The organism is Burkholderia sp. Bmkn7 (assembly GCF_041103175.1).
Classification (GTDB): Bacteria; Pseudomonadota; Gammaproteobacteria; order Burkholderiales; family Burkholderiaceae; genus Burkholderia; species Burkholderia cepacia.
This window is the reverse complement of the sequence record NZ_JBGCUH010000003.1, coordinates 942,324-967,672: the sequence shown is the minus strand read 5'-3', so window position 1 is coordinate 967,672 and position 25,349 is coordinate 942,324. Positions and strand designations below refer to the sequence as shown.

Genomic DNA, 25,349 nt, shown 5'->3' with positions numbered 1-25,349 from the left:
CGCCGGCCAAGGCGGCGCGCGAAACGGAGCCATGATACCGAAACTACCTTAAGGCTCCGTGAAAAAACGTAACGCTCCGCCGCCCCGGCACGCATCCGCCGCCTCGCTATAATTCGGCCATGTCCGAAATCACCGAAACGGCCGCGGGCGACACGCCCGCCCCTGCTCCGCGCCCGCTGCGCGCGATCCAACCCCTGCCCGACCAGCTGATCAGCCAGATCGCCGCCGGCGAGGTCGTCGAACGTCCGGCGTCGGTCGTCAAGGAGCTGCTCGAGAACGCGATGGACGCCGGCGCCACGACGCTGCGCATCGTGCTGGAAGAAGGCGGCGTCAAGCGCATCTCGATCACCGACGACGGCTGCGGGATTCCGCCCGACGAGCTGGCGCTCGCGCTGATGCGCCACGCGACCAGCAAGATCCGCTCGCTCGAGGAGCTCGAGGCGGTCGCCACGCTGGGTTTCCGCGGCGAAGCGCTCGCGTCGATCGCATCGGTGGCCGAGATGTCGATCACGAGCCGGACGGCCGATGCCGCGCATGCGATGAAGATCGACGCGCAGACGGGCGTGCTGTCGCCCGCCGCCGGTGCGACCGGCACGACGATCGAGGTGCGCGAGCTGTACTTCAACACGCCCGCGCGGCGCAAGTTCCTGAAGAGCGAGCAGACCGAGTTCGGCCACTGCCTGGAAATGATCCGACGCGCGGCGCTCGCGCGGCCGGACGTCGCGATCTCGGTGCTGCACAACGGCAAGGCCGTCGAGCACTGGAATGCGACCGAGCCCGCGCAGCGCGTCGCGAAGATCCTCGGCGACGGCTTCGCGACCGCGCACCTGCCGCTCGACGAGCAGGCCGGCCCGCTCGCCGTCTACGGCTGCGCCGGGCTGCCGACCGCAAGCCGCGGGCGCGCCGACCAGCAGTATTTCTTCGTCAACGGCCGCTTCGTGCGCGACAAGCTGCTGACGCACGCGGTGCGCGCAGCCTACGAGGACGTGCTGCACGGCGACCGCTACCCTTCGTATGTCCTGTTTCTCGACCTGCCGCCGGAGGCCGTCGACGTGAACGTGCATCCGTCGAAGATCGAAGTACGCTTCCGCGATTCGCGCTCGATCCACCAGTACGTGTTCCATGCGGTCCAGCGCGCACTCGCGCGCCATGCGGGCGCGTCGCCGGAAACCACGGCGGGCGGCCATGCCGCGCATATCGAACCGGCACCGCGCGGGCCGTCGTCGTTCCTCGACACGCCGCTCGGGCAGAGCCAGGGCCACGCGAGCGGCGGCATCGGTGGCACGGGCGGCAGCGGCTTCTCGTCGCCGTCGTCCTCGTCGGCAGGCAACACCTGGATGCGCCAGGCACGGATGACGCAGGGCACGCTGCCCGTCGCGCAGCCGCTCGCGCTCTACGACGCGATGTTCGGCCGCAAGGATAGCGGCGCCGGCACACCGGACGGCACGACCATCATCGCGCGCGATTCGGCCGACACGCCGCTCGCCCCGCTGCCCGGCTTCACCGTATCGCCGATCGCCGCCACCGCGCACGACGAGCAGCCGCTCGGCTTCGCGCTCGGCCAGATCCACGGCATTTACGTGCTCGCGCAGAACGCGCACGGGCTCGTGATCGTCGACATGCACGCGGCACACGAACGGATCCTGTACGAACAGTTCAAGAACGCGCTCGCCGACCGCTCGGTCGCCGTGCAGGCGCTGCTGCTGCCGATCTCGATGACGGCCACGCCGGTCGAGATCGGCACGGTCGAGGAAGAGCGCGACACGCTCGAATCGCTCGGTTTCGACCTGGCGGTGCTGTCGCCGACGACGCTCGCGATCCGCGCGGTCCCGGCGCTGCTGAAGGATGCCGACCTGCAGTCGCTCGCGCGCGCGGTGCTCGCCGACCTGCACGCATTCGGCGGCTCGCGCGTGCTGACCGAGCGCCAGCACGAGCTGCTCGGCACGCTCGCCTGCCACCACGCGGTGCGCGCGAACCGGCGCCTGACGCTCGACGAGATGAACGCGCTGCTGCGCCAGATGGAGGCGACCGAACGCGCGGACCAGTGCAATCACGGCCGGCCGACGTGGTATCAGCTCACGCTGGACGATCTCGACCGCCTGTTCATGCGCGGACAATGAGCGCTTCACCGCAGTCCTCTCCGACGACGATCGCCTGCCTGCTCGGCCCCACCGCATCGGGCAAGACGGCCGCGGCGCTGGCGCTCGCCGCGCGCCGCCCGATCGAGATCGTCAGCGTCGATTCGGCGCTCGTCTACCGCGACATGGATATCGGCACCGCGAAGCCTTCGCGCGAAGAGCGCGCGAGCGTGCCGCACCACCTGATCGACATCATCGATCCGGCCGACGCGTATTCGGCCGCGAGTTTCCGCGCCGACACGCTGCGCCTGCTCGGCGAAATCATCGCGCGCGGCCGCACGCCGCTGCTCGCGGGCGGCACGATGCTGTACTACAAGGCACTGACGCAGGGGCTCAACGACCTGCCCGGCGCCGATCCGGACGTGCGTGCGACCCTCGATGCCGAAGCCGCGCGCGATGGCTGGCCCGCCCTGCACGCGCGACTCTCGCAGGTCGATCCCGACACGGCCGCGCGGCTCGCGCCGAACGATTCGCAACGGATCCAGCGGGCGCTCGAAGTGTTCATGCTGAGCGGGCAGCCGATGTCGGTACTGCTCGCCGCCCCGCGACGCAGCGACGATGCGGCCGCCGCTTACCGCTTCGTGCCGGTCGCGCTCGAACCGTCCGATCGCGCGGTACTGCACGTACGGATCGCGCAGCGCTTCGATGCGATGCTCGACGCGGGATTCATCGACGAAGTCGAGCGGCTGCGCCGTCGCGAGGATCTCCATCCCGACCTGCCGTCGATGCGCTGCGTCGGCTACCGGCAGGCATGGGAATTCCTCGACGGCGACACCGATTACCGGACGATGCGAGACAAGGGCATCTTCGCGACGCGCCAGCTCTGCAAGCGCCAGATCACCTGGCTGCGCGCGATGCCGGAGCGGATCGTTGTCGACTGCATCGCGCCGGACGCCACGACCCGCGCGCTCGACGCGCTCGAACGCGCGCTCGACGGCGGCACGCCGGCCTGACCGTCAGCCGCGCCCGCGTGCCGCCAGGCGCGCGCGGGCGCCGTCGACGATCAGCGCGACGCCGCGCTCGAACGCTTCGTCGCCGCCGCGCGCGCGCAGCGCTGCCCAGCCCTTGGCGAGCAACGGATACTCGGCCGCGTCCGGCAGCGGCGCATCGGCCTCGCCTTCGGGTTCCGCCTGTTCCTCCAGCACCCATCCAACCACGAAGCGGCCCAGCGCATACATCACGTCGACCGCCTCGTCCGGCGCGAAACCCGCTTCGCCGAGCAGCGCAACCTTGCGTTCGATCGAGCTGAAATGCAGCGCCCGCGGCCGCGTACCGGCGTGCAGGCGCGCGCCGTCGCGATAGGCCAGCAGCGCGCGGCGGAAACTGCGCGCGTTGTCGAGAAGCCACGCATCCCACGCCTCACCCGGCCGCGGCAGCGACGCATCGTGCCGCTCGAGCATGATCGCCTCGGCCATCGCGTCGAGCAGTTCGGCCTTGTTCCGGAAATGCCAGTAAAGCGTCGGCGACTGCACGCCGAGCCGCTCGGCGAGCCGCCGCGTCGACAGTCCATCGATGCCGACCTCATCGAGCAGGTCGAGCGCCGCGCGCAGTACCGTGTCGCGCGTCAGCCGCGCTCCCGTGTCCTTCATCTCTATCACCGATAGGGAAAGTTGTGGAATAATCGCCACTCTATCACCGATAGAGTCACCCTCTTGAATCCGTCCCTGATTACCATTCTGGCCACGGTCCTGCTCGACGCGATCGGCGTCGGGATCGTGATGCCGATCCTCCCCGGGCTCCTGCGCTCGCTCGCCGATGCGGGCAGCACCGACACCCACTACGGGATCCTGCTCGCGCTGTACGCGTTCGCGCAGTTCCTGTGCGCACCGCTGCTCGGCGCGCTGAGCGACCGCTTCGGCCGCCGGCCCGTCCTGCTCGTGTCGCTCGCGGGCGCCGCGCTCGACTACCTGCTGATGGCGCTCGCGCCGACGCTCGCCTGGCTCTACGTCGGGCGGCTGATCGCGGGCATCACCGGCGCGAACGTCGCGGTCGCGACTGCGTACGTCACCGACGTCACGGCCGAACCCGATCGCGCGCGACGCTTCGGCCAGCTTGGCGCGATGATGGGCATCGGCTTCATCGCGGGCCCGTTGATCGGCGGCCTGCTCGGCGCGCTGCATGTGCGCGCGCCGTTCGTCGCGGCCGCCGTGCTCAACGCGCTCAATCTCGTGCTCGTCTGGCGCGCGCTGCCGGAATCGCGGCCGCGTTCGGCCCGCGAAGGCCAAACGGCCGGCGCGCTCAACCCGTTCGCCAGCCTGCGCCGGCTGACCGGCTCACCGGCGCTCGTGCCGCTGATCGGCATCTACGTGATCGTGGCGCTGGTGTCGCAGGCGCCCGCCACGCTGTGGATCCTGTACGGCCAGGAACATTTCGGGTGGTCGACACCGATCGCGGGGCTGTCGCTGGCGGGCTACGGTGCGTGTCACGCACTCGCGCAGGCTTTCGCGATCGGGCCGCTGATCGCGCGGCTCGGCGAGCGCCGCGCGCTCGCACTGGGCCTCGCGGGCGACGCGCTCGGGCTCGTGGCGATTGCGTTCGCGACCGCCGCGTGGGTGCCGTTCGCGCTGCTGCCGCTGTTCGCGGCGGGCGGCATGACGCTGCCGGCGCTGCAGGCGATGCTCGCGCGGCAGGTCGACGATGCGCGCCAGGGTGAACTGCAAGGCGCGCTCGCGAGCGTGGCGAGCCTGATCGGTGTCGCGGGGCCGCTGGTCGTCACCGCAACCTATGCGGCGACACGCGCGACGTGGCCGGGGCTCGTCTGGGCCGCGGCCGCGCTGCTTTATCTGCTCGTCCCGCCGTTGCTGGCCGGTGCCCGGCCGGCGGGCGCGGCACGTCCGTCCGCGTGAGCACCGGCCGGCACATTCACGCCCGCCGCCGCGCTCAATGCGCGAGCGTCACGAGATTGGCATCGCGGACGAGCTGCCAGCGGCCGTCGGCCTTGCGGAAGATCGTCAGCGTATGGCCGGAACGGCGGATCGTCTCGCCGCCCGGCGGAGTCGCCTCGATCTCGATGAAATTGCGCATGTACGCCCAGTCGTCCAGCACGCGCAGTTCGTCGATCCGGTAACGGCCGTCGATCGTCGGCGCGGGCCCGCCCCCGGCGTTCGCGTCACGCGACGCGGCCGCAAACGCCGCCTTGTCGAACGGCGGCCTGCCGGCCACCATGAAGATCGCGTCGTCGGCGATCAGGTCGAGCACGGTCGCCAGGTCGCCGCGGCGGCTCGATACGAACCAGTTGTCGACGAGCTCACGGATCACGCGTTCGTCTTCGGTCATCGTCGCTCCTCCTTCATCGGCGCGCGCCCGTACGCCACGCGGCGCCCGAAAAAAAAGCCGCCCGGATCGAATCCGGGCGGCTTTCCTTGCTGCATCTGCTGCGGCCGTGCGTCAGACCACGACGGTCTGCGCCTCGCCTTCGCGGGTCGCACGCACGGTGCCGATCTTCCACACCTGTTCGCCGGCGGCTGTCAGGTCGGCGATCGCTGCGTCGGCGTCGGCCGCCGAGACGATCACGGCCATGCCGATCCCGCAGTTGAACACGCGGTGCATTTCCGCATCGGCGACACCGCCGTGCTCCTGCAGCCACTTGAACAGCGGCGGCAGCGGCCACGCGTTCTGGTCGAGCTCGGCGGTGAGGCCTTCGCGCAGCACGCGCGGAATGTTCTCGACGAGGCCGCCGCCGGTGATATGCGCCATGCCCTTGACCGACAGCTTCTGCATCAGCGCGAGCAGCGGCTTCACGTAGATGCGCGTGGGTGCCATCAGCGCATCGGCGAGCGAGCGGCCGTGGAAATCGGCCGACAGGTCGGGGGTCGCGCGCTCGATGATCTTGCGCACGAGCGAGAAACCGTTCGAGTGGATGCCGCTCGACGCGAGGCCCAGCACCACGTCGCCCTCGGCGATCGTGCTGCCGTCGATGATCTTGCTCTTCTCGACCGCGCCGACCGCGAAGCCGGCCAGGTCGTATTCGCCATCCGGGTACATGCCCGGCATTTCGGCCGTTTCACCGCCGATCAGCGCGCAGCCGGACAGTTCGCAACCCTGCGCGATGCCCTTGACGACCGTTGCGGCGGTATCGACGTCGAGCTTGCCGCACGCGAAGTAGTCGAGGAAGAACAGCGGCTCGGCGCCCTGCACGAGGATGTCGTTCACGCTCATCGCGACGAGATCCTGGCCGACGGTGTCGTGTTTGTTCAGATGAAAGGCCAGCTTGAGCTTGGTGCCGACGCCGTCGGTGCCCGACACGAGCACGGGCTCCTTGTACTTCTTCGGTACTTCGAACAGCGCGCCGAACCCGCCGATGCCGCCGAGCACGCCGTCGCGCAGGGTTTTCTTCGCAAAAGGCTTGATCTTGTCGATGAGCGCGTCGCCCGCGTCAATGTCGACGCCTGCGTCGCGATAGGACAGACCTTGGGCGTCGGGAGCGGATTTCGGAGGATTCATGGGGGAATGCGAGAAGGTCGGTAAAATGCGATTTTACCCGAAGCCGGCCCGTTGGCCGGAATTCCCAGCACCGAATCGTCAGGGATTGCATCTTGGTCAACACGTCCCCGTTTTCATCGCCGAGCGAACCGCGCCGAAACCGGCGTGGCGCCGTGCGTGCGGGCGCGCGTGAAGCCCGCGAAGGCGCAGTCCCCGGCGCGTGCCCGGCGTACGGCACGCGTATTTTCAACCGACCCGCATTGTGACTGTTGTGTCCCGTCAACTGACGCTCGATCTCGGCACGCCGCCGCCCGCCACGTTCGACAACTTCATCATGAACGAGGAGAACGACGAGCTCATCTCGCGCCTGCAGAAGCTCGACCTCGCGCTCGCGGCGGGCCCCGTGCCGGACCGGTCGTTCTATATCTGGGGCGAGCCCGGATGCGGCCGCACCCATCTGCTGCAGGCGCTCGTGAGCGACGCCTCGTACGGCTATGCGCGTTATCTCACGCCGCAAAGCCCGCTCGGCGCGTTCACGTTCGACCCGCGCATCGGCATCTATGCGATCGACGACTGCGACCGGATGAGCGACACCCAGCAGGTCGCGCTGTTCAACCTGTTCAACGAAGTACGCGCGCACCCGTCGAGCGCGTTCGTCGCGGCGGGCCCCGCGGCGCCGCTCGCGCTCGACGTGCGCGAGGATCTCCGCACGCGCCTCGGCTGGGGGCTCGTGTTCCACCTGTCGCCGCCGTCCGATGCCGGCAAGATCGCCGTGCTCAAGCTCGCGGCGAAGGAGCGCGGGATCGCGCTCACCGACGACATCGCCGCGTACCTGCTGACCCATTTCCGCCGCGACATGCCGAGCCTGATGGCGCTGCTCGACGCGCTCGACCGCTTCTCGCTCGAGCAGAAACGCGCCGTCACGCTGCCGTTGCTGCGCCGCATGCTGGCGCGTCCCGGCGACGACATCACCCCACCGGGCACGGGCCCGAACCGCTTCGAGTAAAATGCGCTTCCATGACTAATCTGGCACTCTTTGACCTCGATCACACGCTGATCCCGACCGATAGCGACCACGAATGGGGCCGCTTCATGGTGAAGCTCGGCATCGTCGACGCGGAAAGCTTCTCGCGTCAGAACGACCAGTTCTTCGCCGACTACAAGGCCGGCAAGCTCGACATCCACGCGTACCTCACGGCGATGCTCACGCCGCTCGCGAAGTATTCGCGTGCGCAGCTCGCGCAATGGCACGAGCAGTACATGCACGAGGTGATCCGGCCCGCAATGACGCCCGCCGCGCTCGAACTCGTGCGCAAGCATCTCGATGCGGGCGACCTGTGCTGCGTCGTGACGGCGACCAACGAATTCATCACGCGCCCGATCGCCACCGCGTTCGGCGTCGACACGCTGATCGCCTGCGAGGTCGAGACGACCGACGGGCATCCCGACTCGCCGTACACGGGCCGGCCGACCGGCACGCCGAGCTATCGCGAAGGCAAGATCGTGCGGACCGAAGCGTGGCTCGCGTCGCTCGGCAAGCAATGGAGCGACTTCACGCACACCTACTTCTACAGCGACTCGCACAACGACATCCCGTTGCTCGAGAAAGTCACCGACCCGATCGCGACCAACCCTGACGACACGCTGCGCGCGCATGCAAGCAACCGCGGCTGGCGCATCCTCGATCTCTTCTGAACGTCGTGATCAAAAAATTCATTCGCAAACTGCTCGGCCAGGACGAAACCGAGCAAACCTCTCCCGCAGCGGCCCCGGCCGACGAAGCGGCCCCTGCTACCCCGCGTGCCCCGAAAGGCGCCCGCGGCGGCACGAAAAAGCCGCGCAGCAACCATGAGCCGACCGTCGTGCCGGCCAGCGTGCACGGCATCAACCCGGCACTGATCTCGAAGAATGCCGTGCGCGTGACCGACACGCTGCAGCAGGCGGGCTTCCGCGCCTTCATCGTCGGCGGTGCGGTACGCGACCTGCTGCTCGGCATCGCGCCGAAGGACTTCGACGTCGCGACCGATGCAACGCCCACCGAGGTGCAGCGCCTGTTCCGCCGCGCGCGCCTGATCGGCCGCCGCTTCCAGATCGTCCACGTGCAGTTCGGCCAGGAGCTGATCGAGGTGTCGACGTTCCGCGCGCTGGTCGATGCGCCGCCCGAGGCGGCCGCTGCCGAGCCGCCGAGGCGCCTGAAGCGTGACGAACTCGATCGCCGCACCCATGCGGTCGACGCGAGCGGCCGCGTGCTGCGCGACAACGTGTGGGGCGAGCAGCACGAAGACGCCGCACGCCGCGACTTCACGATCAACGCGATGTACTACGACCCGTCGACGCAGACGGTGCTCGACTACCACGACGGGATGGCCGACGTGCGCGCCCGCCTGTTGCGGATGATCGGCGATCCGGCCACGCGCTTCCGCGAGGATCCGGTGCGGATGCTGCGCGTCGTGCGCTTCGCGGCGAAGCTCGGTTTCGAGATCGAGCCGCACACGCGCGAGCCGATCAACGCGCTCGCCGACCTGATCAACAATGTGCCGGCCGCGCGCCTGTTCGACGAAATGCTGAAGCTGCTGCTGTCGGGCCACGCGCTCGCGTGCCTGCAGCGGCTGCGCAAGGAAGGCCTGCACCACGGGCTGCTGCCGCTGCTCGACGTCGTGCTCGAACAGCCGCAGGGCGAGAAGTTCATCACGCTCGCGCTGAACAACACCGATGCACGCGTGCGCGCCGGCAAGCCGGTTTCCCCGGGCTTCCTGTTCGCGACGCTGCTGTGGCACGACATGCGCCAGCGCTTCGAGCAATACACGGCCGAAGGCGAAATCCCGGTGCCGGCGCTCCATCGCGCGATGGACGACGTGCTCGACATGCAGACCGAGAAACTCGCGATCCACAAGCGCTACTCGGCCGACATGCGCGAGATCTGGGGCCTGCAGCTGCGCCTCGAGAAACGCTCGGGCCGCAGCGCGATGAGGCTGCTGGAACACCAAAGGTTTAGAGCGGGGTATGATTTCCTCCTGTTACGCTGCGAATCCGGCGAGCTCGATGCGGAAGTCGGACAGTGGTGGACGGATTTCATCGAAGGCGACGCGGCCGCTCGCGAGGCATTGCTCACGCAGGGCGGCTCGAAGGAAAAATCGCCCCGCAAGCGGCGCCGCCGCGGCGGTGCGCGAAACCGCAAGCCGGGTGAAGGTGCCGCCGAGCAGGCACCGGACACCTCGGGCGGTTCCGACGACTGACGCGCGCGACGGCGAACGACGTAGGAAGTGATGCCATGACGGTTGCATATATCGGACTGGGGGCGAATCTCGGCGATGCGCGCCAGACCCTGAAGGACGCGGTGGTGTGCCTCGCGCAGCAGCGCAGCATCTCGATCCTCGGCAAATCGAGCCTGTATCGCACGGCGCCCTTCGAAGCGGGCGGCGACGACTACTACAACTGCGTCGTCAAGCTCGACACGACGCTGTCGGCGCGCGAGCTGCTCGCGCTCTGCCAGAAGATCGAACATCACTTCGGCCGCGAGCGCCCGTATCGCAACGCGCCGCGCACGCTCGACCTCGACATCCTGCTGTTCGGCGCCGACTCGATCGACGAACCCGACCTGATCGTCCCGCACCCGCGCCTCACCGATCGCGCATTCGCGCTCGTGCCGCTCGTGGAGATCGAGCCCGCACTCGACATTCCCGCGCGCGGCCGTGCCGATGCCTTCCTCGCCGCCGTCGCGGATCAGCGTGTCGAGAAGGTGCAGACCTGCCAGTGCCTGATGCAGAAGGCGCTCGCCGCCAGCGAAGACGCCGACAAGAACCGCTGCCGATGACCCCGACACCCCTCACCGTCACTGCGCCCGACCTGCGCGCCCCGCACCGCTATCTCGTGATCGAAGGCCCGATCGGCGTCGGCAAGACGACGCTCGCGCGCCTGCTCGCCGAACGCTGGTCGATGCAGACGCTGCTCGAGCGCCCGCAGGACAACCCGTTCCTCGAGCGTTTCTATCGCGATACCGCGCGCTACGCGCTGCCCGTGCAGCTGTCGTTCGCGCTGCAGCGTGCGCAGCAGGCACGCGAGCTGATCGGTGCGCTCGAAACGGGCCGCCCGGTCATCGCCGATTTCATGCCGCAGAAAAACGACATCTTCGCGCGGCTGAACCTGCCGGAAGACGAGTGGCAGCTCTACCGTTCGGTCGCGACGCACGTGGACGTGCCGCAGGCGCCGTCGCCCGACCTCGTCGTCTACCTGCAGGCGAGCCCCGAAGTGCTGTTCTCGCGCATCCAGAAGCGCGGGCTGCCGATGGAGCTGCAGATCAGCGACGCGTACCTGCGCTCGCTCGTCGACGCGTACAACGAATTCTTCTACCACTACGACCGCACGCCGGTGCTGACGGTCGCCGCGGAACACCTGAACCCGCAGGATTCCCCCGAAGATCTCGCCCTGCTGGTCGAGCGCATCGAGACGATGCGCGGCCGCAAGGAATTCTTCGTCAAGGGCGAAACGACGCGCTGACGCGTCCTCGCCTGTCGTTCCTTACCATCCGAACCGGATTTCCCATGACCTATCTCCAGGAATCGAGCCGGCCTGCCGTGACGGTGCCCAAGCTGCAGGCAATGCGCGCCGCCGGCGAGAAGATCGCGATGCTCACCTGCTACGACGCGAGCTTTGCCGCCCTGCTCGACCGTTCGGGCGTCGACGTGCTGCTGATCGGCGATTCGCTCGGCAACGTGCTGCAGGGCCACACGACCACGCTGCCCGTGTCGCTCGACGACATCGCGTATCACACCGCCTGTGTCGCCCGCGCGCAGCCGCGCGCACTGGTCGTCGCCGATCTGCCGTTCGGCACGTACGGCACGCCGGCCGAGGCGTTCGCGAGTGCCGTCAAGCTGATGCGTGCCGGTGCGCAGATGGTCAAGCTCGAGGGCGGCGAATGGCTCGCCGAGACGATACGCTTCCTCGTCGAGCGCGCGGTGCCCGTATGCGCGCACGTGGGCCTCACGCCGCAATCGGTGCACGCGTTCGGCGGCTTCAAGGTGCAAGGCAAGACCGAAGCCGGTGCCGCCCAGTTGCTGCGCGACGCGCGCGCGATCGAGGATGCGGGCGCGCAGCTCGTCGTGCTCGAAGCCGTGCCGACGCTCGTCGCCTCCGAAGTCACGCACATGCTCAAGGTTCCGACGATCGGCATCGGCGCGGGCGTCGACTGCTCGGGCCAGGTGCTCGTGCTGCACGACATGCTCGGCGTGTTCCCCGGCAAGCGGCCGCGCTTCGTGAAGGATTTCATGCAGGGCCAGCCGAACATCCAGGCGGCCGTCGAAGCGTATGTGCACGCGGTGAAGGATGGTTCGTTCCCTGGGGCGGAACATTCGTTCTGATCGGGAGGGCAGCGCCGCGGGCGCGCTGTCGGCGATCGCCGACGCACACTCGCTGACGTGGCCGGCAATGCGATACGCCGTTTCTCATACTGCATTGTCGGACAACGTGTACTTTCTAACTCGTCCTATTTCCGCTCTTCTTCGTCGCTGCGACCATCAAGCCTTCGTCAATCGAAGGCGTGTGAAAGATGGCACATGTGTATGAAAAGGCAGCTGACCTCGTCGGGCAAAAGCTGGCAGGCGACGGAGAATGCGTCGCACTGGTCAAAATTTATACGTCCGTCGGCCCCACCGCCATCTGGCGACCGGAAAGGAAGGCCGCGGGCGACCGGAGTATCCGCGTCGGGACCGTCATTGCAACTTTCGAGAACGATCGCTACCCAAGCCGATCGCATGGCAATCATGCTGCGTTCTATCTGAGCCAGGATGTACGCGGTATCTACGTCGTTGAACAATGGCGCTCACTCAAGGCAATTCAGAGACGATGCGTTCCGTTCAAAGGCAAGGACAAAAATGGCCGTTACATCGATCCGAGCAATAACGCCGATGCATTTTCGGTCGTGAAATGACGATGCGCATCCGCCAAGCACCGTATCGGTTGCTCGCCATCGCCATGCTCGCATACGGTCCGCTCATCACGTTACCTGCGTCCGCTGCGACAACAGATTGCCCCGCACGCGTCGCCGTTACTCAGCAGCTCGACGGTCAACCGCCCGACGGCTGGAAAAACTTCGACACGCAAAGCACCTATCCGCTTGCCAGCGTCACCTTCTGGTCGGGGCCACCGGACCGGATGACATCGTTGCTGCCGAACCGCTCGCGCTCCGAGTCCCAGAGCGACATTTATGTCTGGTCGCTCGCCGAAAACCGTGAAGACTACTGGGTTTCATGTGACTACGGCAATACGAGCGTCGTGATCGCACGGCCGCTCGGCAAACAGGCACAGACTTGCGTCGCGCGTTACAGGCACGGGCACGCCATCGTGCAAAGCTGGCAATGTACGCCGCGGAAATAATCCGCGTTCAGGTCGGTGTTCAGCCGTGAATCAGCCGCGCCACCATCGGCCCGCGCAACGCGTTGCAGATCATCAACTCATCCGCGTTCAGCACATCGTCGAGCGTCAGCGCACGCTCTTTTGCGCCTAGTGCCGGATCGTCGAGCAGTACACCACGCATCACGCCCGGCAGCACGCCGGACGCCAGCGGCGGCGTTACCCACTGGCCGTCAAGCTTCACGAACACATTCGAGCGCCCGCCTTCCGTCACCTCGCCGCGTTCGTTGACGAACAGCATGTCGAAACCGCCCAGCGCCTCGGCTGCCTGCCACGCGCGATCATATTCGGCGCGGCGCGTGGTCTTGTGCAGCAGCAGCGCATCGCTCGCGCGGGTCGGTGCGAAGCCGTGCGCGGACGCCAGCAACACGCCGACCGGCCCCGCCGGCAGCGGCTTGAGCGGCGCCGCGATGATCTCGATGGCGCCATCCTTCGCGAGCGAAAGCTTCATCCGGTAGGCGTCGTCGCCGTCGAGCGCCGCGCAGCGCGCGTCGATCTCGCGACGTAGCGCCTCGGCGTCGAAGCGGAAGCCGAACGCATCCGCGCTACGCTGCAGCCGCGCGAGATGACGCTCGAGGTGCCGGATGCCGTCCGCACGCGTGGCAGCGGTCGTTTCGAACAGCTGGAAGCCGGGATCGGCATCCGTCAGGAATCGTGCTTTCAATTCGCACTCCGCATATTCGTCGGCCGCGACACTGTCGAGCACGATGCCCGCGCCGACGCCCATCGTGCCACGGCGCCGGCCGGCGATTGGCGTCGCCGGACTGCGTGCTTCGGCACCGGTCGCACCTTCGCGGTCAGCGCCTTCGCCCGCCGTACCTTCACCGGTAGCATCGAGCGTCAGCGTCCGGATCGCGACCGACAGGCAAAAATCGCCACAACCGGCCGGGCGCTCACCCGGCACGTCGGAATCGGCACCTTGCTTCGCGGCGTCGAGCCAGCCGATCGCGCCCGTATAGAGGCCGCGCGGTGTCGACTCGATCGCATCGATCAACTGCATCGTCTTGTACTTCGGCGCGCCCGTGATCGATCCGCACGGAAACAACGCACGCAGCATCTGCGCGAACGTCGTCCCTTCGCGCCAGCCGGCCTCGACCGTCGACGTCATCTGCCACACCGACGCATACGGCTCGACGGAGAACAGCGCCGGCACGCGAACCGTCCCGGTGCGTGCGATCCGCGATATGTCGTTGCGCAGCAGGTCGACGATCATCACGTTTTCCGCGCGGTTCTTCGGATCGTTCGCGAGGAACGCGGCTGCCGCCGCATCGTCGCGAGGGTCGGCCGAACGCGGCGCGGTGCCCTTCATCGGCCGCGCGCGCAACACGTCGCCGTGCTTCTCGACGAACAGCTCGGGCGAACACGACACGACCCACGCACCGTCGGGCAACGCGACCAGCGCGCCGTAGCGCACCGGCTGGCGCGCACGCAGCCGCCGGTACAGCGCGAGCGGCGTGCCGAACACGTCGAAGTTCAGCCGGTACGTGTAGTTGACCTGATACGAATCGCCCGCGCGCAGCGCGTCGTGCACCGCGGCGATCGCCGCATCGAACGCATCGCGCGACACGCTCTTCGCGACGTGCGCGACACCCGCGATCGACGGCGCGTCGCTGCCGCCGTCCTGCTGCGCGAGCCACGCGTCGACTTCGTCGCGAGACAGGCGTTCGCAGCGCGCATACAGCAAAAAGCGCAGCGGGGCATGGCCCGGCTGCGCCCGTTGCAGGTTGCGTCCGAATTCGTAATCGCCGACGACGACCGCATGCAGCCCGTCGCGCAGGTCCTGCGCCACCGCCGCATCGACTGCGTCGAGCCACGCCGGATCCGTGCACACGCGTTCGCGCACGAATCCCGAATACAAACGACTCGACCGCGCGGACGCGGTCGAGTCGCAATCGTCCAAGAGCGCGAACGACGCGCTCTCGTTGCCTTCAGTCATGCTGTTACTCGAGTTACTCGAAGAAGCTCTTCACACGGTCGAACCAGCTCTTGCTCTGCGGGCTGTGACGCGCACCGCCCTCGGCCAGCGACTTCTCGAACTGCTTGAGCAGGTCGCGCTGGTTGTCGGTCAGCTTCACGGGCGTCTCGACCTGCACGTGCACGTACAGATCGCCCGCGATGCTCGAACGCAGCCCCTTGATGCCCTTGCCGCGCAGCCGGAACGTCTTGCCCGACTGCGTGCCTTCCGGCACCGGGAACGATGCACGGCCGGCCAGCGTCGGCACCTCGATCTCGCCGCCGAGCGCGGCGGTCGTGAACGGGATCGGCATCTGGCAGTGGAGATCGTCGCCGTCGCGCTCGAACACCGAGTGCGGCTTGATGTGGATCTCGACGTACAGGTCGCCCGGCGGCCCGCCGTTGATGCCCGGCTCGCCGTTGCCGGCCGAGCGGATGCGCATCCCGTCGTCGATCCCGGCCGGGATCTTCACTTCGAGCGTCTTGGTTTCCTTCACCTTGCCCGACCCGTGGCAATGCACGCACGGCTCGGGGATGTAGGTGCCCGTGCCGTGGCACTTCGGGCAGGTCTGCTGGATGCTGAAGAAGCCCTGCGACATGCGCACCGTGCCCTGGCCATGACAGGTCGGGCAGGTTTCCGGCTTCGTGCCGGGCTTCGCACCCGACCCGTGGCAGACCTCGCACGACACCCAGCTCGGCACGCGGATCTGCGTGTCGTAGCCGTGTGCGGCCTGCTCGAGCGTGATTTCCATGCTGTAGCGCAGGTCGGCACCGCGATACACCTGCGGGCCGCCACGGCCGCCGCGCGCGGCGCCGCCCGCGGCCTGGCCGAAGATGTCGCCGAAGATGTCGCCGAACGCATCCGCGAAGCCGCCGAAACCCTGTGCGCCCGCACCGCCCATGTTCGGATCGACGCCCGCATGGCCGTACTGGTCGTACGCGGCCCGCTTCTGGCTGTCCGAGAGCATTTCGTAGGCTTCCTTCACCTCCTTGAAATGCTCTTCCGCATCCTTGTTGTCCGGATTGCGGTCAGGGTGATACTTCATCGCAAGCTTGCGATATGCCTTCTTGATTTCGTCGTCGCTCGCATTCTTCGCGACGCCCAGAACCTCGTAGTAATCCCGTTTCGCCATATCGATTCACTGTGCCGCCACGCATCGCGCACGCGGCGGCTCCTTTCGCCCGCAGTAAAGTCTCTCGACTCGTCTGGCGCTGCGCCCGTCCGCGGACGGCTCGTGCAGCACCCGCCAAAAAACAAATGTGCCCGGAGGGCCGCAAAGCCCGCCAGGCGTGGAGTCGATCCGGCCATCCGGAAGGAAAGACAGACCGCTTGTCAGCCAGCCCGTCAGCCGCGCCGCGCGCGCGTGTTGCGCGCGCGGCGTGCGGCACCGGGCAACCCGGCTTAGTCCTTCTTCACTTCCTTGAACTCGGCGTCGACGACATCGTCGGCAGCCTGTTGCGCGCCGCCCGCGTGGGCCGCACCTTCCGCTGCACCCGCTGCGCCGGCCGCACCCGCTTGCTGGGCCTGCATGTCGGCGTACATCTTTTCGCCGAGCTTCTGCGAAACCTTGCCGAGTTCCTCGACCTTCGCGTCGATCGCAGCCTTGTCGGCCGACGTGTCCTTCAGCACTTCCTCGAGCGACTTCAACGACGCTTCGATCGCTTCCTTCTCGCCCGCGTCCAGCTTGTCGCCGTACTCGGTCAGCGCCTTCTTCGTGCTGTGGACCAGCGCGTCGCCCTGGTTGCGCGAATCGGCCAGCTCGCGCAGCTTGTGATCTTCCGCTGCGTTCGCTTCCGCGTCCTTGATCATCTGGTCGATTTCAGCCTCGGACAGACCCGAGTTCGCCTTGATCGTGATCTTGTTTTCCTTGCCGGTCGCCTTGTCCTTCGCGCCGACGTGCAGGATGCCGTTCGCGTCGATGTCGAAGGTCACTTCGATCTGCGGCACGCCACGCGGTGCGGGCGGGATGCCTTCGAGGTTGAACTCGCCGAGCAGCTTGTTGCCGGCTGCCATTTCGCGTTCGCCCTGGAACACCTTGATCGTCACGGCGCCCTGGTTGTCGTCCGCCGTCGAATACACTTGCGCGTGCTTCGTCGGGATCGTCGTGTTCTTGCTGATCATCTTCGTCATCACGCCGCCGAGCGTCTCGATACCGAGCGACAGCGGGGTCACGTCGAGCAGCAGCACGTCCTTGCGGTCGCCCGACAGGACCTGGCCCTGGATCGCCGCGCCAACCGCGACGGCTTCGTCCGGGTTCACGTCACGGCGCGGATCCTTGCCGAAGAACTCCTTCACCTTCTCCATGACCTTCGGCATGCGCGTCTGGCCGCCGACCAGGATCACGTCGTCGATGTCCGACACCTTGACGCCTGCGTCCTTGATCGCGATGCGGCACGGTTCGATCGTGCGCTCGACGAGGTCTTCCACCAGCGCTTCCAGCTTCGCGCGGGTGATCTTCAGGTTCAAGTGCTTCGGGCCCGACGCGTCCGCCGTGATGTACGGCAGGTTGATTTCGGTCTGCTGGCTCGACGACAGCTCGATCTTCGCCTTTTCAGCGGCTTCCTTCAGGCGCTGCAGCGCGAGCACGTCCTTCGACAGGTCGACGCCCTGCTCCTTCTTGAACTCGCCGATGATGTAATCGATGATGCGCTGGTCGAAGTCTTCGCCGCCGAGGAACGTGTCGCCGTTGGTCGACAGCACTTCGAACTGCATTTCGCCGTCGACGTCCGCGATCTCGATGATCGACACGTCGAACGTACCGCCGCCGAGGTCATACACGGCGATCTTGCGGTCGCCCTTCTCGGCCTTGTCGAGGCCGAACGCGAGCGCGGCTGCGGTCGGCTCGTTGATGATCCGCTTGACTTCGAGGCCCGCGATGCGGCCGGCATCCTTGGTTGCCTGGCGCTGGCTGTCGTTGAAGTACGCCGGCACCGTGATCACGGCTTCCGTGACCGGCTCGCCGAGGTAGTCTTCGGCCGTCTTCTTCATCTTGCGCAGCACTTCCGCCGAAACCTGCGGCGGCGCGAGCTTTTCGCCGTGCGCTTCGACCCATGCATCGCCGTTGTCGGCCTTGATGATGCTGTAAGGCATCAGGCCGATGTCCTTCTGGACTTCCTTCTCTTCGAAGCGGCGGCCGATCAGGCGCTTCACTGCGAACAGCGTGTTCTTCGGGTTGGTCACCGATTGACGCTTGGCCGGCGCGCCGACGAGCACTTCGTTGTCGTCCATGTAGGCGATGATCGACGGCGTGGTGCGCGTGCCTTCCGAGTTCTCGATGACCTTGACCTGGTTGCCTTCCATGATGGCGACGCACGAGTTCGTGGTGCCGAGGTCAATACCGATGATCTTTCCCATTTTTCCTAATCTCCAGAAATGCTTGTTTGCTGCGCAAAACCCCGCGTTTTGGGGCGGTTTCGCGCGCCAGAATTCAACTCTGTTCCCGAAATGCGTCCGGCCGGTCCGTTTTCAAGACCCGCCGAGCGATGCGGATATTAAATTTTTTCAATCGCCGCCGGCTAGGGGATCGCTACCCGCCGCCGCGATTTTCGCGCGTGCCGCCGACACGGCCGCCTCGAACTGAGCGAGGCCATGCCAGCCCGTGGCGCGGCCGAGCCGCTTGCCGCGGTGGAAGAAGAACCACGTCGGCACACCGTGCAGCCCGAAGCGGCGCCCCAGGTGGTGGTGTTCGTACACGTTGCAATGGAACCACTTCAAGCCCAGCGCGCGGATGGCGTCGGGCTGGGCGAGCATCGCCTTTTTCGCGATCTCGCAGTTGAAGCAGTCGACGCCCCAGAAGAACACCACCGCAAGCGCGTCCCCCGCGCCGTCGATCGCCGCGTCGAACGTACCGGCCTCCAGCGCCTGCATGTCGAACGCGTCAAATGCGGCCGGATCGACGCCGGCGGGCACCATCGCGACGCCCTTACTTCGGCTGCGCGACGGTGACGAGCGCCGGACGCAGCACGCGGTCGGCGATCGTGTAGCCCTTCTGCAGCACCGTGACGACGGTGTTCGGCTCCTGCTCGGCCGGCACCATCGAAATTGCCTGGTGCTGGTGCGGATCGAACTTCTCGCCGACCGGGTTGATCGCGACGACGCGGCCCTTCTCGAGTGCGCTCGTCAGCTGGCGCAGCGTCAGCTCGACGCCTTCGCGCACCTTCGCGATATCGCCGGACGTATCGTTGACGGCCGCTTCCAGGCTGTCCAGCACGGGCAGCAGGTGCTCCGCAAAGCTCTCGATCGCGAACTTGTGCGCCTTCGAGACGTCGTCCTGCGCACGGCGGCGGACGTTCTCGGTCTCGGCCTTCGCCCGCAGGTAGCTCTCCTGCAGCTCGGCGACCTTGGCTTGAGCCTCCGCGAGCGCCGCGTCGGCTGCTTCGGCGGCGGGAGCAGCGCCTTGCGCCGCCTGCTTCTCGCTGCCGGTATCTTCGGCCGATTGGGTAGACGGGTTCTCTTGCGTGTTTTCCATGTCGCTGAAAGTCGATTAGAGGTTGAAGCCAAATCGGCAACCGCCGGACCGTATACCCGGCGGCACCGCACATTGCTGGTGCAAATAAGGGTGAAAACTGCGATTTCAAGAGGGTTATCCGCCGGCATTCTCCAATGCAGCGAAACAACCGCGCGTCGCACCGGTGCATCGCCCGCATAGTCCGCCACGGCAGGCGAAACGGGCTGTAACAACGCTTACCTGGCAAGTACTAGCTTGGCACAGTCCCGCTGCACTACACTCCACTCAAGCGTCGGAAAAGCGTGTTTACCCTTAGCTGACCGACGCCTTACAACCACCACCTGGCGCCGTTTTCACCCCTTCTCGAGGGGAGTACCGTGAAACTGACCTTTGCGATATCGGTGGTCGCGCTGGTACTCATTGCCGGCACCACCACCATCTGCCTGTCGGGAGCCGTGACCGACCGCACGACCGAATACGGGAGCGCGCGGGCGACGTTCGACCAGATGTTCAGCTCCCACCAGAAAATCTGTCGATGATGCGCCGGTCGCGCTTCGTCGGCCGGCCGTGCAATTCGGCCGCCGGCTCGCGATACGTGCGGCGCCGCTCCAGTTCGGCGAGCCGTGCGGCCCGCCCCGCTTCCGTTTCCTCGTAAAGCGTCTGCGCGACGCTCGCCGGCCCGCGCACGTCGCACACGCCGAGGACGGCAATGTGCCAGACGATGCCGTCGATCGCAATTTCGACCTCGTCGCCCACGCGCACTTCCTTCGCCGGCTTGACTGCAGCCCCGCCGATCTTCACGTGCCCCTTGTCGACCGCATCGGTCGCAAGCGAGCGCGTCTTGAAGAACCGGGCCGCCCACAGCCATTTGTCGATGCGCAGCTTCGCGCCCGGTTCGGTCGAAATCTTGTAGTTCATCGCACCTCACCCGCCGTTTCGGGCTGCGCGGCCTTGACCGGCCAGCCCTGCAGATTCTCGGCGACGATCTCGCCGAGCGCGCCGATCCACGCGGGCGCGCCGTTCAGGCACGGAATCCGGTGGAACGCCTTGCCGCCGCCGGCGAGGAACTCGTCGCGCACTTCCATGCCGATCTCCTCGATCGTCTCCAGGCAATCGGCCGTGAAACCGGGACAGAACACGTCGGCCCGCTGTACGCCGGCCTCGCCGAACTCGCGCAACGTCGGCGCGGTATAAGGCTGCAGCCATTCGGCCTTGCCGAAACGCGACTGGAACGTGACGCGGCACTCGGTCGTCGACAGCCCGAGCGCGGCCATCAGCAGCGCGCCCGTCTGCTGGCACTGGTCGTGATAGGGATCGCCGAGGTCGAGCGTGCGCTTCGGCACGCCGTGAAAGCTCAGCACGAGCTTGTCGCCGGCCGCGAAATCCGGCCGGCCGTGCTGCGCCCAATACTGGCGCACCTGCTCGGCCAGCGCGTGGATATAGGCCGGATGGTCGGCGTAGTGCCGTATCGTGCGCACCTCCGGCTGGTTGCGCATGCGCGAGAGGGCATCGAATGCGGCGTCGAATGCGGTGGCCGTGGTCGACGCCGAGTATTGCGGATACATCGGCATCAGCAGTACGCGCTCGACGCCGGCGCGCTTGAACTGCGCGAGCGCGTGCGAGATGTTCGGACTGCCGTAGCGCATCGCGTAGTCGACCTGCACTTGATAACCGTTCGACGCGAGCAGGTGCCGCACGCCGTCGGTCTGGCGCACGGTATGCACGCGCAGCGGCGAGCCCTCGGGCATCCAGACGGCCGCGTATTTCTTCGCGGACGCGCGGCCGCGCAGCGGCAGGATCAGCGTGCGCAGCAGCACCTGCCAGACGGCCTGCGGAATCTCGACGACCCGCGGATCCGACAGGAATTCGGCCAGATAGCGCCGCACGGCACGCGGCGTGGGCGCATCGGGCGTGCCGAGATTGATCAGCAGCACACCGATGCGATGGGCGGCCGCGATACTCGAAGGCGGCTCAAGATCGAAACGCATGGGCAAGAACGTGCTCGGGGCACGGGACCGGACGGCTCTCAATTATAGCGGGCCGCCTCGCGCCGGTCGGCTGGCCGTTCGGCCGACTGTCGGCGCACGCGGCGCCGCGGCACGATGACGGGGCGGGATCGGGCTGGCGCGCGCAGGCTACTGCTGGCTCAGCGTGAGCGACAGCAGCCGCGCGGTGATGTCGACGATCGGGATCACACGGTTGTACGCCATGCGGGTCGGGCCGATCACGCCGAGCGTGCCGACGATCTGCCCGTTCACCTCGTAAGGGGCGGTAACGACGCTCATTTCCTCGATCGGCACGAGTGTCGATTCGCCGCCGATGAAGATCTGCACGCCCTGGGCGTGGCTCGACACGTCGAGCAGTTGCAGGAGGCCCGTCTTTTGGTCGAATACGTCGAACAGCTTGCGCAGCCGGGCCATGTCGGACGACAGATCCGCCACCTCGAGCAGGTTGCGCTCGCCGGAAATCAGCACGGTGTCCTCGGTGTCGGGCACCTCGGTGCTGGCCGTCACGGCCGCATGCATCAGCGTGGTCATGTCGCCGCGCAACTGGTCGATCTCGTCGCGCAGGCGACGGCGCACCTCGTCGAACGACAGCCCGGCGAAATGCGCGTTGATGTAGTTGGACGCCTCGGTCAGTTGCGACGGCGAGTAGTCGCGCGGCGTCGCGAGCATCCGGTTCTGCACGTCGCCCTCGGGCGTCACGATGATCAGCAGGATGCGCTTGTCCGACAGGCGCATGAACTCGATCTGCTTGAACACGTGGCTGCGGCGCGGCGTCAGCACGACGCCCGCGAACTGCGACAGGTTCGACAGCACGCTCGCGGCGGCCGCCACGACGCGCTGCTGCGGCTCGCCGGCCTGCAGCGTGTTCTGCACCTGCCGCGCGACGGCCTCGGCGTCGATCGGCACCTCGACCGTCAGCATCGTGTCGACGAACAGCCGGTAGCCGCGCGGCGTCGGCACGCGGCCGGCCGACGTGTGCGGGCTCGACACGAGGCCGAGCTCCTCCAGGTCGGACATCACGTTGCGGATCGTCGCCGGGCTCAGCTCGAGCCCGGAGTAACGGGACAACGTGCGCGATCCGACTGGCTGACCGTCGGCGATATACCGTTCGATCAGGGTTTTCAGGAGGGTTCGTGCGCGAGGATCTAGCATGGTGGAAAATTTTAGCGCAACCGCGCGACCGCGGCGAGTGGCGTCGGCCACCGATGCGCGGGCCGACCCGATCCGGCCCCGTCAGCAAACAGCCGGTTCTTTTCGTCAACGAGCTATGGTGTAATGCCGGCATGAAAACCGGTAATCAGTTCAACACTGTCGCGCTCGTCGGCCGGAGCAACACGCCGAACATCGCCGAGCCGCTCGCCACGCTGGCCGCCTGCATCGCCAAGCGGGGCTTCGAGGTCGTCTTCGAAGCCGAGACCGCGCGCGAGATCGGCATCACCGGCTACCCGGCGCTGACCCCGGCCGAAATCGGGGCGCGCGCCGACGTGGCGGTCGTACTGGGCGGCGACGGGACGATGCTCGGCATCGGCCGTCAGCTCGCGCCGTACAAGACACCGCTGATCGGGATCAACCACGGGCGGCTCGGCTTCATCACCGATATCGCGGCGGCCGACATGCAGGCACTCGTCCCGGTGATCCTGTCGGGCAAGTTCGAGCGCGAGGAGCGCTCGCTGCTCGAGGCCCGGATCATGCGCGACGGCGAACCGATCTACCACGCGCTCGCGTTCAACGACGTCGTCGTGAACCGCAGCGGCTTCTCCGGGATGGTCGAGCTGCGCGCGTCGGTCGACGGCCGGTACATGTACAACCAGCGTTCGGACGGCCTGATCGTCGCCACGCCGACCGGCTCGACCGCTTACGCGCTGTCGTCGGCCGGCCCGATCCTCCACCCGCAGTTGCAGGGCATCGTGCTCGTGCCGATCGCTCCGCACGCGCTGTCGAACCGGCCGATCGTACTGCCCGACGATTCGAAGATCGCGATCCAGATCGTCGGCGGGCGCGACGTCAACGTGAACTTCGACATGCAGTCGTTCACGTCGCTCGAACTGAACGACACGATCGAGGTGCGCCGCTCGAAGCACACGGTGCCGTTCCTGCACCCGATCGGCTACAGCTACTACGCGACGCTGCGCAAGAAGCTGCACTGGAACGAACACGCCTCGAACGAAGACGACAAGGCGTCCTGACGCCGCTCCGCCCGACACCATGCTCCGCCACCTCTCGATCCGCGACTTCGTCATCGTCGCCGCGCTCGATCTCGAATTCGACAGCGGCTTTTCCGTCTTTTCCGGTGAAACCGGCGCCGGGAAATCGATCCTGATCGACGCCCTCGCCCTCGCGCTCGGCGAACGTGCCGACGCGAGCGTCGTGCGCACCGGCTGCGGCCGCGCCGACATCACCGCCGAATTCACGCCGCACGACCGCGTCGCGCGGTGGCTCGACGAACACGCGTTCGACACCGAGGACACCGTGATGCTGCGCCGCGTGATCGATGCGAACGGACGGTCGCGCGCGTTCATCAACGGCACCAGCGCGACGCTCGCGCAGCTGCGTGAACTCGGCGAAATGCTCGTCGACATCCACGGCCAGCATGCGCACCAGCTGCTGATGCGGCCCGACGCGCAGCGCGAGCTGTTCGACACGCACGCGGGGCTCGTCGCCGATGCCGCGAACGTCGCGCGCGCGTGGCGCGTGTGGCGCGACGCGACGCAGGCGATCGAGGCCGCGAAGGCGCACGAGCGGGAGCTGCAGCTCGAACGCGAAAAGCTCGCGTGGCAGCTCGCCGAGCTCGACAAGCTCGCGCCGCAGCCCGGCGAATGGGACGAGGTCAGCAACGAGCACAAGCGCCTGTCGCACTCGGCGAACCTGATCGACGGCGTGCGCGGCGCACTCAACGCGTTGTCCGAGGCCGACGACGCGATGCTCGCGCAGCTCGGCGCGATCGTGTCGAAGCTGCGCAGCCTGGCCGACTACGACACCGCGCTCGGCGACGCGCTCGCGTCGCTCGAACCGGCCGAGATCCAGCTGCAGGAAGCCGTCTACTCGCTGTCCCACTATGCGCAGCGCGTCGATCTCGATCCCGAGCGGCTCGCGCAGGTCGAAACGCGCCTCGATGCGCTGCATTCGACCGCCCGCAAGTTCCGGTTGCCGCCCGACACGCTGCACGAAGAACACGCGGCGCGCCGCGCGCAGCTCGCCGCGCTCGACGCGGCCGCCGATCTCGGTGCGCTCGAGGCGACGCAGGCCAAGGCGCGGGAGGCCTATCTCGCCGATGCCAGGCATCTGTCGAAGGCGCGCGCGCAGGCCGCCAAGGCGCTCGGCACGGCCGTCACGGCCGGCATGCAGGAACTGTCGATGGCGGGCGGAAGCTTCGAAGTCGCGCTCGTCCCGCTCGCCGACGGCGGCCCGCACGGGCTCGAGCAGGTCGAATTCCGGGTCGCCGGCCACCCCGGCGTGCCGCTGCGGCCGCTCGCGAAGGTCGCGTCGGGCGGCGAACTCGCGCGGATCAGCCTCGCGCTCGCAGTGATCGCAAGCGCGGCGAGCCCGACGCCGACGCTGATCTTCGACGAAGTCGATACGGGGATCGGCGGCGGCGTCGCCGAAGTGGTCGGCCGCCTGCTGCACCAGCTCGGGCGCGATCGCCAGGTGCTGTGCGTGACGCACCTGCCGCAGGTCGCCGCGCGCGGCGACCACCACTTCCAGGTCGCGAAGGGCGCCGACGAGCACGGCGGCACGGTGTCGACGGTCGTCGCGCTCGACCGCGCCAACCGGATCGAGGAAGTCGCGCGGATGCTCGGCGGGCTCGAGATCACGGCCACGACGCGCAAGCACGCGAAGGAAATGCTGGCGGCCTGACGCGGGCACCCGTCGGCCGAATGCAAAAAGACCGGCGCATGCGCCGGTCTTTTTTTGCCGCACGGCCGCTCGCCCGATCGCGCCCGCCCTGCTCGGCGAATTCGAACGCCCGATTCGAA

Annotated in this window: 25 protein-coding genes; 14 read left to right on the top strand and 11 right to left on the bottom strand. The window is 67.4% G+C overall.

Annotation, left to right across the window (positions count from 1 at the left end):
• The first annotated feature begins 119 nt into the window (after positions 1 to 119).
• Positions 120 to 2,120 (top strand): DNA mismatch repair endonuclease MutL, encoded by a 2,001-nt coding sequence (gene mutL / locus AB3K92_RS25945; protein WP_369466085.1) that lies wholly within the window; start codon positions 120 to 122, stop codon positions 2,118 to 2,120.
• On the top strand, positions 2,117 to 3,091 hold the full coding sequence (gene miaA, locus AB3K92_RS25940; RefSeq protein WP_369466084.1) for a tRNA (adenosine(37)-N6)-dimethylallyltransferase MiaA: 975 nt from the start codon (positions 2,117 to 2,119) through the stop codon (positions 3,089 to 3,091). Before mutL ends, miaA begins: the two co-directional genes overlap by 4 nt.
• A gap of 3 nt (positions 3,092 to 3,094) precedes the next feature.
• Here the strand turns inward: miaA and tetR are convergent, their stop codons facing one another.
• Positions 3,095 to 3,727: a tetracycline resistance transcriptional repressor TetR gene (gene tetR, locus AB3K92_RS25935; RefSeq protein ID WP_048022343.1), complete on the bottom strand. Its 633-nt coding sequence runs from the start codon at positions 3,725 to 3,727 to the stop codon at positions 3,095 to 3,097.
• Between the two features lie 63 nt (positions 3,728 to 3,790).
• Here tetR and tet point away from each other — a divergent pair, with 63 nt between their 5' ends.
• Positions 3,791 to 4,984: a Tet(A)/Tet(B)/Tet(C) family tetracycline efflux MFS transporter gene (gene tet / locus AB3K92_RS25930; protein WP_369466083.1), complete on the top strand. Its 1,194-nt coding sequence runs from the start codon at positions 3,791 to 3,793 to the stop codon at positions 4,982 to 4,984.
• A gap of 34 nt (positions 4,985 to 5,018) precedes the next feature.
• Here the strand turns inward: tet and AB3K92_RS25925 are convergent, their stop codons facing one another.
• Together AB3K92_RS25925 and purM are read right to left on the bottom strand one after the other, a co-directional pair.
• Complete coding sequence (locus tag AB3K92_RS25925; protein ID WP_369466081.1) at positions 5,019 to 5,414, bottom strand: SgcJ/EcaC family oxidoreductase; 396 nt, start codon at positions 5,412 to 5,414, stop codon at positions 5,019 to 5,021.
• 111 nt (positions 5,415 to 5,525) lie between these two features.
• Positions 5,526 to 6,581 carry a phosphoribosylformylglycinamidine cyclo-ligase gene (gene purM, locus AB3K92_RS25920; RefSeq protein WP_369466080.1) on the bottom strand — a complete coding sequence of 352 codons (1,056 nt, stop codon included), beginning with the start codon at positions 6,579 to 6,581 and terminating at the stop codon, positions 5,526 to 5,528.
• 250 nt (positions 6,582 to 6,831) lie between these two features.
• On the opposite strand from purM, the gene hda reads away from it, so the two are divergent.
• The 8 genes from hda to AB3K92_RS25880 all read left to right on the top strand — a co-directional run bounded on the left by hda (position 6,832) and on the right by AB3K92_RS25880 (position 12,932).
• Positions 6,832 to 7,566, top strand: coding sequence for a DnaA regulatory inactivator Hda (gene hda, locus AB3K92_RS25915; RefSeq protein WP_006484992.1), 735 nt, complete (start codon positions 6,832 to 6,834; stop codon positions 7,564 to 7,566).
• An 11-nt stretch (positions 7,567 to 7,577) separates the two neighbouring features.
• A complete protein-coding gene (locus tag AB3K92_RS25910) occupies positions 7,578 to 8,255 on the top strand; it encodes an HAD family phosphatase (RefSeq protein WP_021162206.1) in 678 nt (225 codons plus the stop codon).
• Between the two features lie 5 nt (positions 8,256 to 8,260).
• A complete protein-coding gene (gene pcnB / locus AB3K92_RS25905) occupies positions 8,261 to 9,796 on the top strand; it encodes a polynucleotide adenylyltransferase PcnB (RefSeq protein ID WP_021162207.1) in 1,536 nt (511 codons plus the stop codon).
• A 35-nt stretch (positions 9,797 to 9,831) separates the two neighbouring features.
• Positions 9,832 to 10,374, top strand: a complete 543-nt coding sequence (gene folK, locus AB3K92_RS25900; protein ID WP_369466079.1) for a 2-amino-4-hydroxy-6-hydroxymethyldihydropteridine diphosphokinase — start codon at positions 9,832 to 9,834, stop codon at positions 10,372 to 10,374.
• Positions 10,371 to 11,057 carry a deoxynucleoside kinase gene (locus AB3K92_RS25895; protein WP_027788310.1) on the top strand — a complete coding sequence of 229 codons (687 nt, stop codon included), beginning with the start codon at positions 10,371 to 10,373 and terminating at the stop codon, positions 11,055 to 11,057. Before folK ends, AB3K92_RS25895 begins: the two co-directional genes overlap by 4 nt.
• 44 nt (positions 11,058 to 11,101) lie before the next feature.
• Entirely contained in the window at positions 11,102 to 11,917 is an 816-nt protein-coding gene (gene panB, locus AB3K92_RS25890) for a 3-methyl-2-oxobutanoate hydroxymethyltransferase (protein WP_021162210.1), read from the top strand.
• Positions 11,918 to 12,105: 188 nt separating this feature from the next.
• A complete protein-coding gene (locus tag AB3K92_RS25885; RefSeq protein ID WP_369466078.1) occupies positions 12,106 to 12,486 on the top strand; it encodes a BPSL0067 family protein in 381 nt (126 codons plus the stop codon).
• Complete coding sequence (locus AB3K92_RS25880) at positions 12,483 to 12,932, top strand: STY0301 family protein (protein WP_048022338.1); 450 nt, start codon at positions 12,483 to 12,485, stop codon at positions 12,930 to 12,932. Before AB3K92_RS25885 ends, AB3K92_RS25880 begins: the two co-directional genes overlap by 4 nt.
• Before the next feature lie 19 nt (positions 12,933 to 12,951).
• Here AB3K92_RS25880 and AB3K92_RS25875 read toward each other — a convergent pair whose 3' ends face one another.
• From AB3K92_RS25875 to grpE, 5 genes are all read right to left on the bottom strand, one after another.
• Entirely contained in the window at positions 12,952 to 14,904 is a 1,953-nt protein-coding gene (locus AB3K92_RS25875) for a chorismate-binding protein (RefSeq protein WP_369466077.1), read from the bottom strand.
• A 13-nt stretch (positions 14,905 to 14,917) separates the two neighbouring features.
• The gene (gene dnaJ, locus AB3K92_RS25870) at positions 14,918 to 16,054 is read right to left on the bottom strand and encodes a molecular chaperone DnaJ (protein ID WP_021162212.1); all 1,137 of its coding nucleotides are present in this window, start codon (positions 16,052 to 16,054) and stop codon (positions 14,918 to 14,920) included.
• A gap of 269 nt (positions 16,055 to 16,323) precedes the next feature.
• Positions 16,324 to 18,276, bottom strand: coding sequence for a molecular chaperone DnaK (gene dnaK, locus AB3K92_RS25865; protein ID WP_021162213.1), 1,953 nt, complete (start codon positions 18,274 to 18,276; stop codon positions 16,324 to 16,326).
• Between the two features lie 147 nt (positions 18,277 to 18,423).
• Positions 18,424 to 18,834, bottom strand: a complete 411-nt coding sequence (locus tag AB3K92_RS25860) for a thioredoxin family protein (protein WP_369466076.1) — start codon at positions 18,832 to 18,834, stop codon at positions 18,424 to 18,426.
• Between the two features lie 10 nt (positions 18,835 to 18,844).
• The gene (grpE, locus tag AB3K92_RS25855; protein WP_021162215.1) at positions 18,845 to 19,390 is read right to left on the bottom strand and encodes a nucleotide exchange factor GrpE; all 546 of its coding nucleotides are present in this window, start codon (positions 19,388 to 19,390) and stop codon (positions 18,845 to 18,847) included.
• A gap of 356 nt (positions 19,391 to 19,746) precedes the next feature.
• On the opposite strand from grpE, the gene AB3K92_RS25850 reads away from it, so the two are divergent.
• Complete coding sequence (locus tag AB3K92_RS25850; protein WP_006476841.1) at positions 19,747 to 19,908, top strand: hypothetical protein; 162 nt, start codon at positions 19,747 to 19,749, stop codon at positions 19,906 to 19,908.
• Here AB3K92_RS25850 and AB3K92_RS25845 read toward each other — a convergent pair.
• The 3 genes from AB3K92_RS25845 to hrcA all read right to left on the bottom strand — a co-directional run bounded on the left by AB3K92_RS25845 (position 19,880) and on the right by hrcA (position 22,527).
• The gene (locus AB3K92_RS25845; protein ID WP_021162216.1) at positions 19,880 to 20,287 is read right to left on the bottom strand and encodes an RNA-binding S4 domain-containing protein; all 408 of its coding nucleotides are present in this window, start codon (positions 20,285 to 20,287) and stop codon (positions 19,880 to 19,882) included. The genes AB3K92_RS25850 and AB3K92_RS25845 overlap by 29 nt on opposite strands.
• Positions 20,284 to 21,357, bottom strand: coding sequence for a ferrochelatase (hemH, locus tag AB3K92_RS25840; RefSeq protein ID WP_021162217.1), 1,074 nt, complete (start codon positions 21,355 to 21,357; stop codon positions 20,284 to 20,286). The genes AB3K92_RS25845 and hemH overlap by 4 nt, the downstream gene beginning before the upstream one ends.
• Before the next feature lie 147 nt (positions 21,358 to 21,504).
• Positions 21,505 to 22,527, bottom strand: a complete 1,023-nt coding sequence (hrcA, locus tag AB3K92_RS25835) for a heat-inducible transcriptional repressor HrcA (RefSeq protein WP_021162218.1) — start codon at positions 22,525 to 22,527, stop codon at positions 21,505 to 21,507.
• A gap of 131 nt (positions 22,528 to 22,658) precedes the next feature.
• Here hrcA and AB3K92_RS25830 point away from each other — a divergent pair, with 131 nt between their 5' ends.
• Positions 22,659 to 23,561, top strand: a complete 903-nt coding sequence (locus AB3K92_RS25830) for an NAD kinase (RefSeq protein ID WP_027788318.1) — start codon at positions 22,659 to 22,661, stop codon at positions 23,559 to 23,561.
• 19 nt (positions 23,562 to 23,580) lie between these two features.
• Positions 23,581 to 25,230, top strand: coding sequence for a DNA repair protein RecN (gene recN / locus AB3K92_RS25825; RefSeq protein ID WP_219707377.1), 1,650 nt, complete (start codon positions 23,581 to 23,583; stop codon positions 25,228 to 25,230).
• The last annotated feature ends 119 nt before the right edge of the window (positions 25,231 to 25,349 follow it).